The sequence below is a fragment of the Curtobacterium sp. P97 genome (assembly GCF_023712445.1).
Lineage (GTDB): Bacteria > Actinomycetota > Actinomycetes > Actinomycetales > Microbacteriaceae > Curtobacterium.
Genome location: NZ_JAMAYF010000132.1, coordinates 1 through 444, shown reverse-complemented (window position 1 = coordinate 444; position 444 = coordinate 1). Strand labels below are relative to the sequence as shown.

The following is a 444-nucleotide window of genomic DNA, read 5'->3' as shown; positions in this document are numbered from 1 at the left end:
ACCCATCGGCGTCCTGCGCACCGCAGCCCACCACCAGCTCATCACCCGCCCCTGGCAAGCACTCCCCGACGACGTCGCCGCCGCCCGCTGGAACCTCCACCTGCGCGCCGACCTGACCGACCTCGACCACCACGGCCCCCTCCTCGACCCCGCCAGCACCGCACAGCCCGACCCGCACACCGCGGCCGACCCCGCCCACGACCCCGAAGCCGTGTCGGATGCCGACGTCGATGTGGCGGCCAAGGTCGATGAGGTGACCGAGACCGAGGCCGAGGTCGGTATCCGAACAAGCCCCGGCAATCACCCGCGCGGGCGTCATCTCGACGCCCCGGACGACCCGGACGACCGAGGCGGGTGCACGGTCCGCGGATCAGAGGTGGGCTTCGTCGGTGGGCTTCCGGTGTCCCCCGTTGCCGTCGCCGAACTCCTAGCTCGCTTCGACGC

Annotated in this window: 1 protein-coding gene; it reads left to right on the top strand. The window is 72.5% G+C overall.

Annotated elements, in window-relative coordinates; translation table 11 throughout:
- The coding region (locus tag M3677_RS17300) for a hypothetical protein (RefSeq protein ID WP_251161182.1) at nt 1–444 on the top strand (444 nt) is incomplete at both ends.